The organism is Streptomyces sp. LARHCF249, from assembly GCF_052871255.1.
In genome coordinates, this window is record NZ_JBIXJQ010000031.1 from 1 (window position 1) to 11,719 (window position 11,719).

The 11,719-nt window shown below is 73.7% G+C and carries 9 protein-coding genes; 1 reads left to right on the forward strand and 8 read right to left on the reverse strand.

Annotated features, from left to right (window positions below; translation table 11 throughout):
* From ACIPUC_RS37125 to ACIPUC_RS37155, 7 genes are all read right to left on the reverse strand, one after another.
* A partial coding sequence (locus ACIPUC_RS37125) for a homocysteine S-methyltransferase family protein (protein ID WP_446594850.1) occupies positions 1-474 on the reverse strand: 474 nt, incomplete at its 3' end.
* Positions 471-1,457 carry a carbohydrate kinase family protein gene (locus ACIPUC_RS37130; RefSeq protein WP_446594851.1) on the reverse strand — a complete coding sequence of 329 codons (987 nt, stop codon included), beginning with the start codon at positions 1,455-1,457 and terminating at the stop codon, positions 471-473. The genes ACIPUC_RS37130 and ACIPUC_RS37125, both read right to left, overlap by 4 nt.
* A 75-nt stretch (positions 1,458-1,532) precedes the next feature.
* Positions 1,533-2,756, reverse strand: coding sequence for a methionine adenosyltransferase (gene metK, locus ACIPUC_RS37135; RefSeq protein ID WP_446594852.1), 1,224 nt, complete (start codon positions 2,754-2,756; stop codon positions 1,533-1,535).
* A gap of 107 nt (positions 2,757-2,863) precedes the next feature.
* The gene (locus tag ACIPUC_RS37140) at positions 2,864-4,969 is read right to left on the reverse strand and encodes a condensation domain-containing protein (RefSeq protein WP_446594853.1); all 2,106 of its coding nucleotides are present in this window, start codon (positions 4,967-4,969) and stop codon (positions 2,864-2,866) included.
* A 109-nt stretch (positions 4,970-5,078) separates the two neighbouring features.
* Positions 5,079-5,918, reverse strand: coding sequence for a 4'-phosphopantetheinyl transferase family protein (locus ACIPUC_RS37145; protein WP_446594854.1), 840 nt, complete (start codon positions 5,916-5,918; stop codon positions 5,079-5,081).
* Between the two features lie 47 nt (positions 5,919-5,965).
* Entirely contained in the window at positions 5,966-7,735 is a 1,770-nt protein-coding gene (locus tag ACIPUC_RS37150) for an acyl-CoA dehydrogenase (protein ID WP_446594855.1), read from the reverse strand.
* Between the two features lie 23 nt (positions 7,736-7,758).
* The gene (locus tag ACIPUC_RS37155; RefSeq protein ID WP_446594856.1) at positions 7,759-8,718 is read right to left on the reverse strand and encodes an aromatase/cyclase; all 960 of its coding nucleotides are present in this window, start codon (positions 8,716-8,718) and stop codon (positions 7,759-7,761) included.
* A 439-nt stretch (positions 8,719-9,157) separates the two neighbouring features.
* On the opposite strand from ACIPUC_RS37155, the gene ACIPUC_RS37160 reads away from it, so the two are divergent.
* The gene (locus ACIPUC_RS37160; RefSeq protein ID WP_446594857.1) at positions 9,158-9,922 is read left to right on the forward strand and encodes a thioesterase II family protein; all 765 of its coding nucleotides are present in this window, start codon (positions 9,158-9,160) and stop codon (positions 9,920-9,922) included.
* A 15-nt stretch (positions 9,923-9,937) separates the two neighbouring features.
* On the opposite strand, the gene ACIPUC_RS37165 is transcribed toward ACIPUC_RS37160, so the two are convergent.
* Positions 9,938-11,593 carry an FAD-dependent oxidoreductase gene (locus ACIPUC_RS37165; protein ID WP_446594858.1) on the reverse strand — a complete coding sequence of 552 codons (1,656 nt, stop codon included), beginning with the start codon at positions 11,591-11,593 and terminating at the stop codon, positions 9,938-9,940.
* Positions 11,594-11,719: the final 126 nt, after the last annotated feature.

Consider the following 11,719-nt stretch of genomic DNA (forward strand, 5'->3'; position numbering starts at 1 on the left):
ATCCGCGCCCCCGGAGAGCAGACCCTCCGCGTTGACCTGGTACGCGTCACGGATCTTGTCGTACGTGATGTGGCCGAGCGTCGGCAGCTTCGTACCCGGACCCATCGAGCCCAGCACCCAGCGCTGCTGCCCGGTGGAAGCGGTGAACTCGTCGGCGACCTCGCGGGCGATCCGCGCACCCGCCTCCGACAGTTCGAAGTTGCGCTCGGCGATGTCGTACTCGGCGAGCGCCGCGAGGTTCGTACCGAAGGTGTTCGTCTCCACGCAGTCCACACCCACGGCGAAGTACGCCTCGTGGACCGTGCGCACGATGTCCGGACGGGTGACGTTGAGGACCTCGTTGCAGCCCTCGAGCTGCTGGAAGTCCTCCATCGAGGGGTCCTGCGCCTGGAGCATCGTCCCCATGGCCCCGTCGGCGACGACCACGCGGGTCGCGAGCGCCTCACGAAGGGCATCGGCCCGGGTCCCGCTCATGCCAGCGCCCGCAGCGCCGGGCCCAGCAGCCGGGCCGGCTCGGGACCGTAGACCGACTCGACGGTGGCCAGCAGCCGCTCGCCGTCGACCTCGTAGTCCTGCGAGCCCACGGCCTCCAGCACCAGGGCGGCCATCGCGCAGCCCAGCTGCGCGGCCGTCTCCAGCGGCAGGTACCAGCTGACGGCCGCGAGGAACCCGGCCCGGAAGGCGTCGCCGACGCCCGTCGGGTCCTTGGGCAGGACGTCGGGGACGGCCGGCACGGTGAGGGCGGGTTCACCCTTGCGCTCGATGCGGACGCCGTCGGCGCCCAGGGTGGTCACCCAGATGCCGACGCGCTCGAGGACCTCCTCCGCGTCCCAGCCGGTCCGCTCGCGCAGCAGCGCGGCCTCGTAGGCGTTGGTGAACAGCCAGCGCGCCCCCGTCACCAGCTCCCGCACCTCGTCGCCGTCGAGGCGGGCGAGCTGCTGGGAGGGGTCGGCGGCGAACGGGATGCCCAGGCCCCGGCACTGGCGGGTGTGCCGGACCATCGCGGCCGGGTCGTTGGGCGAGACCAGGACCAGGTCGACGGGCGGATCCCCGGGGCCGGTGAGGGAGCGCAGGTCGATCTCGGCCGCCTCCGCCATCGCGCCGGCGTAGAAGGACGCGATCTGGTTGGAGTCCTCGTCGGTCATGCACATGAAGCGCGCGGTCTGGCAGGTGTCGGAGACGTACACCCCGCCGGTGTCGACTCCGTGCTCCTTGAGCCAGACCTCGTACTCGTGGAAGTCGACGCCCACCGCCCCGGCGAGGACCGGGGCCAGGCCCAGTCCGCCGAGGCCGTAGGCGATGTTGGCCGCCACTCCGCCCCGCCGCACCTCGAGCGAGTCGACGAGGAACGAGAGCGAGACGTGCTCCAGCTGGTCGGGGAGGAGCTGGTCGACAAACCGGCCTGGGAAGGCCATGAGGTGATCCGTGGCGATGGATCCAGTCACCGCGATACGCACGTGGTCTCCTGATCGGGACGGAGTGGGCCGGGCTCCCGCCGTCGGCGGGGCGGTTGGGTGGCGGTCGTTCGGGCGTCAGCGGGCGACCGCTGCCTTGAGCTGCTCGGCCCGGTCGGTGCGCTCCCAGGTGAAGTCGGGCAGCTCGCGGCCGAAGTGGCCGTAGGCGGCGGTCTGGGCGTAGATCGGGCGCAGCAGGTCGAGGTCGCGGATGATCGCGGCCGGGCGCAGGTCGAACACCTCCGTGATGGCGTCCTCGATCTTCTGGGTGTCGACCTTGGCGGTGCCGAAGGTCTCGACGAACAGGCCGACGGGCTCGGCCTTGCCGATCGCGTACGCGACCTGGACCTCGCAGCGCGAGGCGAGACCGGCGGCGACCACGTTCTTGGCGACCCAGCGCATCGCGTACGCGGCCGAACGGTCCACCTTCGACGGGTCCTTGCCCGAGAAGGCGCCGCCGCCGTGGCGGGCCATGCCGCCGTACGTGTCGATGATGATCTTGCGGCCGGTGAGGCCGGCGTCGCCCATCGGGCCGCCGATCTCGAAGCGGCCGGTCGGGTTCACCAGCAGCCGGTAGCCCTCGGTGTCCAGCTTGATGCCGTCCTCGGCCAGCTGGGCCAGCACGTACTCGACCACGTGCTCCTGGATGTCGGGGGCCAGCAGGCCCTCCAGGTCGATGTCGGAGGCGTGCTGCGAGGAGACGACCACGGTGTCCAGGCGCACCGCCGTGTCGCCGTCGTACTCGATGGTGACCTGGGTCTTGCCGTCCGGGCGCAGGTACGGGAGCGTGCCGTTCTTGCGGACCTCGGACAGGCGGCGGGAGAGCCGGTGCGCGAGGTGGATCGGGAGCGGCATCAGCTCGGGGGTCTCGTCGGTGGCGTAGCCGAACATCAGGCCCTGGTCGCCGGCGCCCTGCTTGTCGAGCTCGTCACCTTCCTCACCTGCGGCGGCACCCTCGACCCGCTTCTCGTAGGCGGTGTCGACACCCTGCGCGATGTCCGGGGACTGCGCGCCGATGGACACCGAGACGCCGCAGGAGGCGCCGTCGAAGCCCTTCGCGGACGAGTCGTAGCCGATCTCGAGGATCTTGTCGCGGACGAGCTGCGGGATCGGCGCGTAGGCCTTCGTCGTCACCTCGCCCGCGATGTGCACGAGGCCCGTGGTGATGAGGGTTTCGACGGCGACGCGGGAGGTCGGGTCCTGGCTGAGGAGCGCGTCGAGGATCGTGTCGCTGATCTGGTCGGCGATCTTGTCGGGGTGGCCTTCGGTGACGGACTCGGAGGTGAACAGTCGGCGGGACATAGTGCTCCAGGGTGGGAGGGGACGCTCGGCCCATGGCAGAGCGGCGGTGGGAGACCGCGGGCGGACGAGGTGCGCGCGCCCGCGTCAGCAGGCGGCTGCCGCAGGGCTCATCCGGGCCTCGCGGTCGCGGAGGTGAGCGCCCGGGTGAGGGCGCGGGCGGAGTCCGGGCCGCCGTCGGCGGTGCCCGCGATCACGACGAACGGCGGGTACCAGCCGTGCGCGGCGATCCGGTCGGCGATCTCGCAGGCGAGGGTGCCCGCGCCGGAGAAGCAGGCCAGGACGAGGGGCTCCCCGGTGGCGAGCGCGGGGCGCAGCCCGGTCAGGAAGTCCGCCGCGTCCGCCGGAGCGGGCAGCGTGGCCAGCGCCTCCGGGCCCGCGTGGAGATCGGCGAGCCGGGCGTAGCAGTCCGGCGCGGCGTCCGGCGGCGGGATCAGGCAGATCGTGCCGGCGCCCGGGTGGGCGGCTTCGCGCAACAGCCGCAGCGCGCCGGTCGGACGGATGGTGACCGGGGGCACGCGGGCTCCGGAGAGCAGCCCGAGCGCCTGGGCGACGGTCGTGAACCCGTCGGCGGAGAAGGGCAGTTCGCGCAGCAGGTCCGCGGTCTGCGACAGGATCAGCGCGGCCGCGTTGTCGGAGAAGCGGGTCCGGTCGTGTACGGCGGTCAGCACGAGGGAGCCGTCCGCCTGGTGCTGCGCGGTGAGCGTGAAGGGCACACCGGTGAGCGGGCCGAGGGCCTCGGGCGGGTCCACCCGGACGCCCTCGGCGGCGAGTTCCTCGCGGTAGGCGTCCTCGCGGTACCTGTACTCCCCGTGCGCGTGCTCCCCGTAGCCGTTCTCGCGCCGCGCCGGGGGCTCGAACACGATCAGGGATTCGGTGAGCCGGCCCGCGTCCGGGGAGGTGCCCGCCCACGCCTGGATCTGTCCGGCCGACACCCATTCGTAGGCGGCGGAGTCCAGTGCCCGGCAGGTCAGGTCGTCGAGCAGCCGCGGCACGGTCGCCGCCGGATCGACGACGAGCTGCAGGGGCAGCGGGTTGCGCAGCGGGCCCGGCAGCGTCTCGACGCCCTCCAGGAAGATGCCGCGGCCCGAGACGGTGACGGCGAAGGCGACCGGGCGCGGTTTCGCGTCGAGGTCGGCGGCGGGCCGGTAGAGCTGCAGGGCCCAGGCGGCGTACAGCGCGGTGCTCTCGGTCGCACCCCACTGGGCGGCCCATTCGCGCAGCCGGACCGCCTCGGCGGTGGTGAGGGTGTACCGGGTCCGGCCGTGGCCGAGCCGGCCGGTGGTGCGGGCGGCGGGCCGGGCCGGCAGGGTCGCGGCCTCGGGCGACGGAGCGGCCCGCGACCAGAACGAGCGGGCGGGTCCCGGGTCCTGGGCGTGCAGCCAGTGCAGGTGGTCCCGTACGTCGGGGCGGCGCTCCCCGCCGGGCACCCGGCCGTCGGCGAGGTAGGCCCGGTAGAAGGCGCCGAGCAGGGTGCGGACGCTGCGGTGGTCCAGCAGCGCCTGGTGATAGGTGATCAGGATCCGTGTGGAGCGGGCGCCGCCCTCCCCGGACGGCGGATCGTCCAGCAGGGCGATGCGCAGCGGCCCGGGGTGGCGCAGGTCGAAGGAGCGGGCGCGCTCGGCGGCCAGCAGGGTGTTCCAGTCGGTCGCGTCGTGCCGGTGGCTCAGGATCTCCACGGCGGCGTACGGATGGACGGCGATCTGCGGGCCGGCGTCGCGCACGGGCCGGGCCACGGCGGCGCGCAGCACCGCTTCGCGGTCGGCGAGCGACTGCCAGGCCGCGGTGAAGCGGGCGACGTCCAGCGGGCCGTGCCAGCGCCAGTACACCTGCCCGACGTGCATCCCGGCGCCGGGCCGGGCCAGCGCGTCGAGCAGCACGTCGTGCTGGAGCGGCGCGGCGGGGGCCGCGGCCGGGGCCGGTTCGGGCGCTTCGGCCGCGCCGGGCACGGCGGGGTCCGGTGCGCCGGCCCTGCGGGGGCCGGGCGCGGCGTCCTCGGACCACGGCGCGGCCAGCAGGTCCGCGAGGGTGCCCGCGGGGAACGGCGGCGGGGGCACCTCGAGCGTGTGGTGGTTCTCGGTGTGCCGGTGCAGCGTCGGGGTGCACGGCGGCAGCGCCGCGAGCGCCGCCTCCAGGGCCCGGGGGGTGAGCGGTCCGTGGAGGTCGAGCGAAGGCGGCGGGCCGGGAGTGACGATCACCGTCACGGGCGCGGCCATCTGCTCCCTCCTCGGTCGGCTGCGTGCATCGGGCATGGAAAGGTCTCGGAGTGTGCGGGCGGCGGCCACGCGGCGCTGACGTGCCGCTGACACGGCCTGCTCATCCGCTTCACGCGCGCGCCAGACCTTCCTCGACCGCGCCCATGAAGCCCTCGTCGAGCATGGTGTGGACGGCGGTGTCGCGGGCGGCGTCCAGTCCGGTGTCGTGGCAGGCCACGCTCACCAGGTAGCGGTCGGCGAGCACCGGGAAGGTCGCGAAGGCCCATTCCCCGCGGGAGGCGGGGGAGCCGTCGGGGGCGAGCAGGTCACCGCTCTCCAGACCGAAGCCGAATTCGGTGAAGCCCAGGCGCAGTCCCTGCCCCAGTGCCTTGGTGTAGGCCTCTTTCAGGGTCCACAGCCGCAGCAGCTCGGAGGTCTGGCGGTCCTGGGACATGCGCGTCAGCTCCGCGTGTTCCGCGGGGGTGCACATGTGGTCGTGGAACAGCTCGAAGGAGATCTTGCGCTGGGCTGATTCGGTGTCGACACCGATCCGTCCCGTCCTGCTGACGCCGACCACGATCAGGTCGTCGGTGTGGCTCAGGCTGATGTCGATCTGGTCGAATCCGCGGATGTAGGGCCGTCCACCGATCTTGTACGCGAGGTCGAGCGCGGCGGGTTCAGTCCTCAAGGCCGCGGCGGCCGTGTACTTCACGACCATGCGGGACGCGACGAAGCAGTAGCGCATCGCCGCGTTCTCGGTACGCCGGTAGCGCTGCCAGTCGCGGCCGAGCAGCGGGCGCAGCTCGGAGTCCGAGAGGGCCGCGGTCAGCCATTCCCCCCAGGTGGCGAACACGACGGCGCTGCCGTCGCGTTCGAGGTTCTCGCACACCGTGTTCCAGGGCCCGCCGGGCCCGGAGACGTGGATGGGCGGCGCGATGGTCCGCTCTCCCAGTGCGATCTGGTGAGGCATGGAGTGGTTCCCTCTCTGATTCTCCTGGCTCGCCCGCCGGTTCCCTGTCACTGGGTCAGCTCGCTGCCGTCGAGATCACAGCTGAGGCCCCCGCGGTAGCGGCGGATGAGTTCGTCCAGCACCTGGCGCAGACAGCTCTCGGGCAGGTCCGGGACGACGATGCCCAGCCGCCCGGCGAGCCGGGACAGCGCCAGGACCGCCCAGGCCGGGTCGGCGAGGAAGGCGTCCGCGCCGTCCTGCCCCTCCCAGATGCCGAGTACGGCGGCGGCGGCCTGCACGATCGCGTACCGGTCGCTGAGGATCACGACGGCGGGGTCCGTCAGGGCGGTCCGGGAGGCGGGCAGGGCCGCGCACTCGGTGCGCAGCGCGCGCAGTTCGCCCACGAAGCCCTCGGCGAGGTCGCTGAGGACGGCCATCTGGCCGCCGACGCCGCGGGTCGCGGCGAGGCGCGCGGCCGAGCCGATGAGCGAGGCGGACAGGAAGTCCTCGCCGCTGGCGATGCCCAGCAGCCGGTAGTCGAGCACGGGCAGGGCCGCCCCGCTGCGGAACAGCTCGGGCGGCGGCTCCTCGGCGAGGAACCAGGAGCGCTCGGCGAGGCTGCGCAGCTGGGGGACGATGACGGCATGGCAGGCGGCCGTGCCGGCGTGGCCGAGGCCCGCGACCGGCAGGTCGCGCACGAGCTTGTCGACGGAGCCGTAACTCGGGCTCCCGTGTTCGTAGCCGTGCGCGCCCAGGACGGTGGCGAGTTCCTCCAGGCTCTCGCGCAGCAGGTCCGGCACCACGTACTTGACGGCCGCGGCCAGGATGTGGGCGCGCTCGGGCAGCAGGCTGAGCGAGCGCAGTGCGACGGTGGCCATGCTGTCGCAGGCCAGGAGGTCGGCGAAGACCCCGGCGAGCGGCTTGTGCCAGCGCTTGGCCACGGGGGTGCTGCGTCCGGTGGACGCGGCGCGCACGGCCGAGCGCAGCACGGTGTCGGCGGCCGCGATGGCGACGCCGGGGATGAGGCAGCGGTTGACCTGGAAGGTGCGCAGGGCCAGCGAGACGCCTTCGCCGGGGCTGCCGACCAGGGCGTCCTCGGGGACCGGGCACCCGGTGAACTCCAGGCCGGAGAAGAGGCCGCCGCGCATGCCGGGGGTGGGCACGCGGGGCAGGTGCCGGATGCTTTCGGCGGGCAGCTCCGCGGGGTCCAGGAGCAGGACGGAGTGGCTGCGGGGGCCGCGTTCGGCCGCGGTGCGGGCGTAGACCACGTACGCGCCCGCCCGCGACGCGTTCATGATCACGTCCTTGCGGCCGTCGAGGGTGTAGCCGCCGCGCGGGTCCGGGGCGGCGACGAGCTCGTCGCGCAGGATGGCGTTGGCGTGGGCGAGTTCGTGGTGGACGATCGAGGCCCGTCCGCCCCCGAGCAGCAGGTCCGCGGTCCGCTCGCGCTGGCGTGCGGTGCCGGCGGCCCAGACCGCGGCGCTCGCGAAGAGCGAGGTGATGCCGAAGCCGAAGCCGAGGGCCAGGTCGCGGCGGAAGACCGGGCGCAGCACCTTGGCGAGCAGGTCTGCGCGGGTGAGGCGGCCGCCGAACTCGGCCGGGACGAACTCGGCCGCGAGTCCGGTCCCGGTCAGCAGCCGTTCGGTGGCGGCCGGAAGCTCCCCGCGGGAGTCGGCGGCGCACAGTGCGGCGATGCCGTGCGGGTTGGCGGGGTCCTGGGGGGCGCCGAGGAGGGCCTCCAGCCGGGCGGCCCGGCGCAGCGCAGCCGCCTCGTGGGAGGCGGAGGCGGTGGCGGCCGAGACCGGCGCGGTGTTCGGGGCGTGCAGGGAGGTGGTCATGATGGCGTTGATCAACTCCCGGGTCAGAGGGTTCTGATGGTGGATTCCGCGTGCTGTTTGGCGAGGCCCAGGACGGTGGCGCTCTGCCCGCCGAGGAGTTCGCGTACGTGGCGACGCGCGTCCTCGATTCCGGCGCCCCGGCCGAGGACCGCCTGGACGGCCTCCTCGCGCAGCAGCACGTTGTGCCGGGCGACGGCCGTGACGCCCGTCTCGTCGGGGATCACCGACCACTCCCCGGTGTGCGCTTCCAGCAGCACCGGCGTCCGGGTCTGCTTGTGGACGATCCGCAGCGCGTGCGGGAAGCAGATCCGGACCTCTTGCGTGGTCTGCGCCGCCGGGCCCGTTCCGGACACGGTGTCCAAGCGGACCACCTGCACGCCCGGCTGGTCCTCGGCGACCTCGGCGCGCGCGACGTGCGGGACCTGGCCGGGCCAGTCTCCGATGCCGCACAGGAAGTCGTAGACGAGTTCGGCCGGTCCCTTGACGCGTACGGACTCCTCGAAGGACAGGAGCAGGGAGTCCAGGGAGGTCCAGCGTTCGGCCGTCTCCTTCAGCCGCGCCAGCTCGGCACGGCTGTTGGTGTCCGTCGCCCGTTCCACCCAGGACAGGTCCTCGGGCCGGTCGTCGGCGACGGTGAACTCGTGGTCCAGCGTCAGCCGGGAGCGTGCGGCGCCCTGCGCCTCGACCGTCCAGCGGCCGCCCAGGGACAGGGCGGGCCCGGCCGGGACCTCCTGGTGGAAGTCGATGCGGTGGGCCTGCGCGTCCAGGGTGCGGCGCGACAGCCAGGACGTGACGGTGCCGTTGGCGGTGACCCACATCTGGAACCGGTCCCGGATCCCGTCGAAGTCGAGCCGTTCGACATGGATGCTCGGCGGCACGAACAGCGGCCACTGGGTGGTGTCCGCGATCAACCCGTAGACCACGCCTGCCGGCGCTGCCACGTCCACCGCGTACGTCCTGCGGTGCACTCGCTCACCCGTCATCGGCTCAACCTCTCTCGCCCTGGCTCTCGAGATTGACAAGATCCACCGGAGAGCCGCTTGAATCCTTCTCGACCTCTCCAGGGCCTCTCGAGGCTCCGGCGGCCCGGGCGCGCCGTACGAAACGATCCGAGGCCGTCGCTCCTCGTCAGGAGGGGCGACGGCCTCGGATCTGGTGCAGCGCGCCGGCCGGGCGCTGCGAACCGTACGACCGGGACGGGGGTGGGCCGGGTCGCACGGATCACGGCGGGTTCGGTGACACCCGCTGGTCGACAGGGTTTCCCGGACGGCCGGAGGCGCGCCGGAGATCCGGTCGAGGTGCTGTCGAGCGGGCGGCCGCCGGGGCCGGTCCGGGGTTTCGCGCAGCCGCCCCGCCCTGCACCCTGGAACCCGGTCATCAAGAGTGATCAAGAACGATCAAGAGCGGCGAGCGGAGAAGCAGATGAACGGGCCCAGCGGCGATCCGGAGTGGTTCCGCGTCTTCAGTCCGGCCCCCGACGCGGCCGTACGCCTCCTCTGCCTGCCGCACGCGGGCGGCTCCGCCAGCTTCTACTTCCCCGTGGCCCAGGCGCTTTCGCCCTCGGTCGAGGTGCTGGCCGTGCAGTATCCGGGCCGTCAGGACCGGCGCATGGAGCCGCTGGTCGAGGACATCACCGCCCTCGCCGACCAGATCGCCGGGGAGCTCTCGGCGTACCGGGACAAGCCGCTCGCCCTCTTCGGGCACAGCATGGGAGCCGTCATCGGCTTCGAGGTCGCCCAGCGCCTCGAGGAGCGGGGGGACGGTCCCGTCGAGCTGTTCGTCTCGGGCCGCCGCGCCCCCTCGGTCAGCCGCGGCGAGCGCTGGCACGACGCGAGCGACGCCGAGCTGGTCGCCGAGATCAAGTCCCACCAGGCGGCGGGTTCCGAGCTGCTGGACGACCCCGAGATGCGGGCGATGCTGCTGCCGACGATCCGCGCCGACTACAAGGCGGTGGAGACGCACGTCTACCGGCCCGGAGCCGCGGTGCGCTGCCCGGTGACGGCGTTCACCGGGGACGCCGACCCCAAGGTCACCGTCGAGGAGGCGCTGGCCTGGGAGCGGCACACGTCGGGCGGCTTCCACTCGGAGGTCTTCACGGGCGGGCACTTCTACCTGAGCGACCACACGGACGCCGTCCTGCGCACCGTCTCGGCGCGGCTGACCGCCTCGCTCGCCGGCGCCGTCTGACCGCCGGGGGGCGGTTCAGCGGGCGCCGACGGGCCGGCGTACCCCTACGGCCTCGGGGCCCAGCGGGGCCAGTGCCCGGCGCAGGATCCCGCCGGTCAGCGAGGCGCCGCTGGCGGCGAAGTACCCGTCGGGCCGGATGAGCACCCAGCCGCCGGGGACCAGGCCCAGCGCCTGGCGCAGCCGGCCGTGCGGGTCGGCCAGCGCTCCGGTGGCCTCGCCCGGGGTCCCGCCGACGGTCCGTACCGACAGCCACGGCCCGTACTCGGCAGCGGCTTCGGCCGCCGCCGCCGCGGCCGCGCCGGGGCCGCCCGCTGCGCACAGCAACGACCAGCGGGTGTCGCGCAGTTCCTCCTGGAGCGCGTCGGTGCCCGGGTCGCCGGGGAAGCGGGCGGCGGCGGCCGACGCACGGCTGCCCGCCGGGGTCCCGATGCCCAGGTCCGGGGTGGTCAGCGAGGACTCGGGGTAGGCCAGGCGCAGCCCGGACATGCCGCCGAGCACCTTGCGCTGGATGGCCCGGCGCAGCGGCGGGACATTGCGTACGACACCCATCACGACCGGCAGCATCAGCCCGGCCATCACGTTCTTGAACTGGACCAGGAAGGTGGCCGTGCGGGTGCTGCCGAGCAGCGCCTTGCCGACCGGCACGCGCTCCTCGCCGTAGGTGTCGAGCAGTTCGCGCCCGGCCCGGCCCTGCTCGACCTGGGCGAGCTTCCACGCCAGGTTGTACGCCTCCTGCACACCGGTGTTCATGCCCTGGCCGGAGGCGGGGCTGTGCACGTGGGCGGCGTCACCGGCCACGAAGCAGCGGCCCTCGTGCATCCGCGGCACCATGCGCTGCTGGAAGGTGAAGACGGAGGTCCACTGCGGCTCGCCCACGCTCACGCCCTGTCCGAGCCCCGCGCTGAGCTTGGCGCCGAAGCGGCTCGCGACGCTGCCCGCCGCGTCGCCGGCGGGCGCGGTGTCCAGCAGCCGCCAGTGCCCCTCCCGGCTGTACGGCACCATCATCATCGCCTGCCGGCCGGTGTGCACCCAGTAGATGCTGTCCTGTGCGAGGCCGGTGACCACCGGCGCGTCGGCCAGCTCCCAGGTCTCGCTGGACTCGCCGAGCAGCGGCAGCCCCAGCTGCTTGCGGACCGTGCTGTGGCCGCCGTCGCAGCCGACCAGCCAGGGGACCTCGTACTCCTCGCGCGTGCCGTCGGCCCGTTCCAGGCGGGCCCGCACCCCGGAGGGGTCCTGGGTGAAGTCGCCCAGCCGTACGCCCCATTCGACGCGGACGCCGAGCCGGGCCACCGCCTCGCGCAGCACCGCCTCGGTGCGGGTCTGCTCGATGATGACGGTGTACGGGTACCGGGTGGGCATGGAGGAGTAGTCGGCGTCCAGCCGCACGAGCTTGCGCCCGCGGGCGAACATCGTGAAGGCGCGGTTGTGCCGCCCGGCCTCGATCACCGGCGCCACGACGCCCATCTGGTCGAAGGTCTCCAGGGTGCGCGGGTGCACGGCCACCGCGCGGCTGGTGCGCGCGGGCCCGTCGGCGCCGTCGATCAGCCGCACCCGCAGGCCCCTGCGGGCCAGTTCGTGGGCGGCCGTCAGCCCGACCGGCCCGGCGCCGACGACCAGCACCTGGTCGGCCCCGGTCCGCGTCCGGGCCTGGGTCCGGGCCTGATCAGGCATAGGTGCCGTCCGCCTGCAGGCGCTCGCCCTCGGGGAGGGTCGTCCACGTGGCCGGCTCGGACTTCACCAGCGCGGCCAGCGGCGCGGCCAGGGCGCTGTACTCCTCGCTGCCCACGGCGGCCTCGA

What these genes read in the sequence shown, in the direction of transcription:
- metK (WP_446594852.1), bottom strand. Translation starts at nt 2,756, where the DNA reads ATGTCCCGCCGACTGTTCACCTCCGAGTCCGTCACCGAAGGCCACCCC.
- ACIPUC_RS37140 (WP_446594853.1), bottom strand. Translation starts at nt 4,969, where the DNA reads ATGGCCGCGCCCGTGACGGTGATCGTCACTCCCGGCCCGCCGCCTTCG.
- ACIPUC_RS37145 (WP_446594854.1), bottom strand. Translation starts at nt 5,918, where the DNA reads ATGCCTCACCAGATCGCACTGGGAGAGCGGACCATCGCGCCGCCCATC.
- ACIPUC_RS37150 (WP_446594855.1), bottom strand. Translation starts at nt 7,735, where the DNA reads ATGACCACCTCCCTGCACGCCCCGAACACCGCGCCGGTCTCGGCCGCC.
- ACIPUC_RS37155 (WP_446594856.1), bottom strand. Translation starts at nt 8,718, where the DNA reads ATGACGGGTGAGCGAGTGCACCGCAGGACGTACGCGGTGGACGTGGCA.
- ACIPUC_RS37160 (WP_446594857.1), top strand. Translation starts at nt 9,158, where the DNA reads ATGAACGGGCCCAGCGGCGATCCGGAGTGGTTCCGCGTCTTCAGTCCG.
- ACIPUC_RS37165 (WP_446594858.1), bottom strand. Translation starts at nt 11,593, where the DNA reads ATGCCTGATCAGGCCCGGACCCAGGCCCGGACGCGGACCGGGGCCGAC.